The 5,048-nt window shown below is 68.2% G+C and carries 4 protein-coding genes and 2 pseudogenes; 4 read left to right on the top strand and 2 right to left on the bottom strand.

Annotation, left to right across the window (positions count from 1 at the left end):
* A pseudogene (locus CCN42_RS20900) lies at positions 1-123 on the top strand (IS5/IS1182 family transposase); the annotation flags it as partial.
* 110 nt (positions 124-233) lie between these two features.
* Positions 234-761: a transposase gene (locus CCN42_RS45895; protein WP_107427621.1), complete on the top strand. Its 528-nt coding sequence runs from the start codon at positions 234-236 to the stop codon at positions 759-761.
* Between the two features lie 8 nt (positions 762-769).
* Here the strand turns inward: CCN42_RS45895 and CCN42_RS20890 are convergent, their stop codons facing one another.
* Positions 770-1,267: a hypothetical protein gene (locus CCN42_RS20890; protein WP_086737777.1), complete on the bottom strand. Its 498-nt coding sequence runs from the start codon at positions 1,265-1,267 to the stop codon at positions 770-772.
* Positions 1,268-1,288: 21 nt separating this feature from the next.
* Between CCN42_RS20890 and CCN42_RS20885 the strand changes: the two are divergent.
* Positions 1,289-1,777, top strand: a pseudogene (locus tag CCN42_RS20885) (excinuclease ABC subunit UvrA); the annotation flags it as partial.
* A 514-nt stretch (positions 1,778-2,291) separates the two neighbouring features.
* Positions 2,292-4,310 carry a glycosyl hydrolase gene (locus CCN42_RS20880; RefSeq protein ID WP_086737774.1) on the top strand — a complete coding sequence of 673 codons (2,019 nt, stop codon included), beginning with the start codon at positions 2,292-2,294 and terminating at the stop codon, positions 4,308-4,310.
* A gap of 190 nt (positions 4,311-4,500) precedes the next feature.
* On the opposite strand, the gene CCN42_RS20875 is transcribed toward CCN42_RS20880, so the two are convergent.
* Positions 4,501-4,836, bottom strand: a complete 336-nt coding sequence (locus CCN42_RS20875) for a hypothetical protein (RefSeq protein ID WP_143661970.1) — start codon at positions 4,834-4,836, stop codon at positions 4,501-4,503.
* Positions 4,837-5,048: the final 212 nt, after the last annotated feature.

Below are 5,048 nucleotides of genomic sequence, written 5' to 3'. Positions count from 1 at the left end.
GTCGAGCGGTGCATCAACCGCCTCAAGCAGTGGCGCGGCCTGGCCACACGAACCGACAAGCTCGCCATCGCCTACCAGGCCGCACTCCACCTCGCCGGCATCCTCATCTGGACCCGACGCTGACCAAAGAGACAGAACCTAGCCGACGCCGCGAGGCCGGAAGACCTGTTCCAGAGGCAGTGGCAGAACCGCCAGACCAAGATCGACGACTTCAAGCCGTACCTTCACGAGCGATGGGCCCAGGGCTGCACGAACGCCTGGACCCTCTGGGAAGAGATCAAATCGCAGGGCTATACCGGCGGCTACGGCGCCGTCCGTGCCTACCTCCAACCGTTTCGCACATCCCGACCGCACCTGCAGCCCGTCCTCCGTCCCCGCGCACGGTCACCGGCTGGATCCTGACTCACCCCGACACCCTGCCGGAGTGCGAGCGGCTGAAGCTCAAATCCGTCCTTGCCGACTGCCCTCAACCGGATGCCCTCACCAGGCACGTCCGCGCGTTCGGGAAGATGCTCACTCAGCTCCAGGGCGAACAGCTCCCACAATGGATCAAGGCGGTCCGCGCTGACGACCTGCCCAGCCTCCACACCTTCGTCAACGGCCTCGAACGCGATCTCGCCGCCGTCACCGCTGGTCTCACACTGCCGTGGAGCTCCGGCATCGTCGAAGGCCACGTCAACCGGATCAAAATGATCAAGCGCCAGATGTACGGCCGGGCTGGCTTCGGTCTCCTGCGGAAAGGAGTCCTGCTGGCATCCTGACGGGACAGTCACGAGCTCTGCTGGAGTCGCTCCGCAGCCTGAGCAGGGGTGTCGTAGTAGCCAGGCCGTGCCAGCAGGACCGAGCTGAAGTAGTAGCCCTGTTCTTCTTCCGGCTCATCGTCGGCTGCGAACGGGCGCCAGAAGCTCAGCAGCAAGTCCGGGGCGATGAATGAAGCATCGTCGTCAGGATCTTCCTCGATCGAGGTGAGCTCACCGACGCATCGCACAACCTCGCGGGCCGGAAGCGCGAACACGTCCACACCCTGGAACAACACTCGATCCGTCTGGGACGAGGGCCTTCCCAGCTCGATAGCTTCGAGCATGTCGCGCATGCATTGGATGCTGATCATCAGCCCGCTGGGACGGAACACGTGTTGTCCCGGCCGGTCGGACTCCGAGATCGCAGAAGGATCGCGGAGCGAGTACAACGCGGTGTTGGCCGCGTGTCGAGTCATACCGATCCGCAACGGGCCAACGCCGTTTGGTGGGCCGAGGTCGAAGTCCATGCGGGCATGATCCCAAACAACGGCCGCGACATCAGCCAGGTGCTGGCCATGCCCGTCACCGAAGCCGAGGAATCCTTCGCCACCGGCGCGGCCCGCATCCCCGCGGCACACAAGATCCTCCGACGCCTCACCGACGTCGGCCTCGGCTACCTCACCCTCGGGCAGCCTCTCATCACCCTGTCGGGCGGCGAACGCCAACGCCTCAAACCGGCCACCCGCATGCACGACAAGGGCGGCATCTACATCCTCGACGAACCCACCACCGGCCTCCACCTCGCCGACATCGAACAACTCCTCGGCCTCCTGGACCGACTCGTCGACTCCGGAAAATCGGTCATCGTCATCGAGCACCACCAAGCCGTCATCGCACACGCCGACTGGATCATCGACCTCGGCCCCGGCGCCGGCCACGACGGCGGTCGGATCGTCTTCGAAGGCACCCCCACCGACCTCGTCACCGCCTCCACCACCCTCACCGGCCAGCACCTCGCCGACTACACCAACAGCTGACCCAACCCACCCCACCTGACACTCGGACACGCCACCCAACGACCGCACGCCCACCGAACACGGGCAGGGGGGCCGGGCGGGCTCAGTGACTGGCGAGCCCGCCACCGTGCCCCCTCGGGCAGGCCGGATCCCCTCCGCACGCGCCCGATTCGCCACCCCGGTCACTTCGGCGGCGGCTCGGCCCGCCGCTCCCGCTCGGTCACCCACCCCGGGCGGCCAGGCCGCCCGTGTCCAGGCCGCGGCCCGTCCGGAGCTCCGGTGTGGCACCGGTGACGCGGCGCCACGGCAGCGCAAGGAGGCACTCGCAAGCAATGCACTAAACCGGTTACTTAACTCCCGTGACAGCGTAGACAACGTTGTCTTCGTCCGGCACAGTCGGCACCACGACCGCAACGGGCCACAAGAGCGGGCACTGCCACGACGAGCGAATCGTCGGTGCGTGGTGCGCGTTCCGGTCCGGGCCTGTGGTGAACCTCCCTCATCGCGAGAACCGGCCACGTCCAAGGAGACAGCCATGCCCAACCCTGCCGTGAACCGCCGTTCGTTCGTCCTCATCGGTGCCACGGCCGCCGTGGCCGCGGCGGGTTCGGGGATACCCATGGCCTCGGCGGCGACCCCGACCACGACACCGGCCGACGCGCCGATGCCCGTCCGGATCGTCGACGACAAGGCGACGTCTGCCACGCGCGCGCTGTTCGCGTACCTGATGCGACAGCAGGGCAAGGGCATCCTCTTCGGTCACCAGCACGCCCTGTCCTACGGCTTCACTTTCACCACGCAGGACGGCAAGGCGTCCGACACCAAGGCTGCGGTGGGCGACCACCCCGCGCTGTTCGGCTGGGACACCCTGATACTCGACGGTGACGAGCGCCCCGGCAGGCGGGACGCTGCCGAGGCCGAGAACATCGCCGCGCTCAGCCGGTGCATCCGGCAGGCGGACGCCTGCGGTGGGATCAACACCCTCAGTGCGCACATGCCGAACTTCGTCACGGGCAAGAACTTCTACGACACATCGGGCCGTGTCGTCAGCCAGATCCTCCCCGGAGGAACGAAGCACGCGCAGTTCAACGCCTTCCTCGACCGCATCGCGAAGGCGGTCAAGGGCGCACGGCGGCCGGACGGCACGCTGATCCCGGTCATCTTCCGGCCCTTCCACGAGAACAACGGCGGCTGGTTCTGGTGGGGCGCCGGCCACACGACCTCGGCGGAGTACATCGAGATCTTCCGCTACACGGTCGAGTACCTGAGGGACACCAAGGGTGTCCGCAACCTGCTCTACTCGTACTCGCCCAACTCCAGCTTCGGCGGCGACCCGACGGGCTACCTCAAGACCTACCCGGGCGACGGCTACGTCGACGTCCTCGGCTACGACGCCTACGACAACTCCGCCGGATCGGACGCCTGGCTCCAGGGCCTGGTGAAGGACCTGGCGATGGTGGCCCGCCTGGCCGAGGAGAAGGGCAAGGTCCCGGCCTACACCGAGTTCGGTGAGAGCGGCGAAGAGGGCCGCAACCCGCAGTGGTTCACGAAGCTGCTGGGCGCCATCAAGGCGGACCCGCTGGCCCGCCGGATGACCTACATGCAGACCTGGGCCAACTTCGGGGGCAGCACCCGGTCCTACGTGCCGACCCCGGGCCACGCCTTGCACGCGGACTTCGTCCGTTACGCCCAGGACCCCTACACCGTGTTCGCCGGTGACCTGCGGGGTGTGTACGCCGCGCGCACCACCGCCGTCCGCAACGCCCCGTTCATGCACCTTGTGACCCCCACGGACCGGCAGCGCCTGAACAGCCCCGAGAGCACCGTCCGGGTGCGGGTCACGCATGCGACGGCGAGCCGGGTCACCTACTCGGTGAACGGCGGACGCGCCCGACGGCTCCGCCTCGACGCCGACGGCTTCTACTCCGGTGACTGGCCGATCGACCCGGCCTGGCTGGACAACCGGTCGGTGTCCCTCTCGGTGGACGCCCTGGTGAACGGCAAGACCCTCACGGACTCGGCCCTGGTCCTGCTCGGCGAGGTGGCCCCCCTGCCCACCGGATGGATCGACGACTTCGAGGGGTACGCCGGGGACGACGCCACCCTCAGCGAGGCCTACAGCCACATCAACGCCAACACCACGACCCTGTCGGCCGACCACAAGGCCTCGGGCTCGTACGGGCTGGCCTACTCGTACGACTTCAGCAACGCCGGGTACACCGGCATCGGCAAGTCGGTCGACGCGGACTGGTCCGCCTTCTCGTCGCTGGTGCTGTGGCTGCAGGGTGACGGTTCGGCGAACGGCGCGACGCTCCAGATCGTGTCCGAGGGCGCCTACTTCGAGTACGGCATTCCGCTGTCCGACACCGTCGGGCGGGAGATCCGCGCGCCGTTCAGCGAGTTCAAGCCCGCCCCCTGGGACACCGCGCACGCCGGGGAGGTGCTCGACGCGGCCCACCTCGCCAAGGTGGCGACGTTCAACATCTACCTCGGCCAGGGCAGCGGCGCTCCAGCCAAGGGCGTCGTGTACCTGGACAATATCCGAGCCGAATGAGCGTCACCGACTCCGGGGATGACCTCGCCATCCCTCCCTGAGACGGGCGCTGGTCCCCCTGTCGACCGGACGACGAGCGCGCGGACTCCCGACCGGCCAGCGCCGTGAGGGCTTCCGCTCGCCGACGGCAGCGGCCGGCCCGCACGGGATCGGTGAGCGGCCGTTCGGGCCGCCGGCCGGAACGAGTGAATCAGGCGGCGTCGCGCCAGACCGTCAGCTCGCCCTTGAGGAAGGCGAGGTCCGGGATCGCGGTCGACTTCGTCCGGATCACCAGCAGTCCGATGTTTCCCGCGGAGTCCTTGATGCAGATCTCGGTGCCGTTTGCCGCCGCGGCCAGCGGAAGGGTGTGGGTCTTCACGCGCGCGAGCATGAGACGGCACGTGTCGAGGGTGCCGTCGCCGGGATTGCCGTACACCTGGAGGAACACGGCGGTCTCGCTCCGCAGTTCGCAGCCGGCCATCCTGCAGCCGAAGCGGATGTCCCCCTCGCCGTCCGTCAGTCGAGCGTCCGGGGCCTCCAGTTTCACCGAAGTCTCCGCGTCCAGCCACACCAACGGGTACGGGGTGGCGACGGGCTCCTTGGGTGACGCCGAGGAGGACGGTGAGTCCCCGGACGTACCGTCACCGGCCCCCGACGCAGACGAGTCAGAGGCGTCCGACGAGGAGTCCGGTGCCGAAGCCGACGGGGACGCGGACGATCCTGCGGCCGGGCCCGTGGCGGATGTCGTGGCATCCGCAG

Source organism: Streptomyces glaucescens (assembly GCF_002154375.1).
GTDB classification, from domain to species: domain Bacteria; phylum Actinomycetota; class Actinomycetes; order Streptomycetales; family Streptomycetaceae; genus Streptomyces; species Streptomyces glaucescens.
Note: the sequence above shows the minus strand (reverse complement) of the source record. Positions and strands in the feature narration are given on the sequence as shown.